We start from the raw sequence: 208 nt of genomic DNA on the forward strand, positions 1-208 counted from the left end.
TCCACCTGATCCCCCACCGCCTCCGCGATCGCCGGCAACACCCGAATCGACGCCGCCGAACCGTCCAAGTTGTTCCCACCATGATTGGACACCGAAATCGCCGTGACACCGGCATCGACGGCCCGCAACGCGTCATCGACCCGCCCGATGCCCTTGAGCATGAACGGCCCGTCCCACTGCTCACGCAACCACGCGATGTCCTCCCACG

At 65.9% G+C, this 208-nt stretch carries 1 protein-coding gene; it reads right to left on the minus strand.

The genetic code is table 11. The features are described from left to right. Positions 1 to 208: alpha-hydroxy-acid oxidizing protein (locus O4220_RS27800; protein ID WP_269608755.1), on the minus strand; the 208-nt coding region annotated here is incomplete at both ends.

Origin of the sequence: Rhodococcus ruber (assembly GCF_027270735.1) — a bacterium.
GTDB lineage: Bacteria > Actinomycetota > Actinomycetes > Mycobacteriales > Mycobacteriaceae > Rhodococcoides > Rhodococcoides rubrum_A.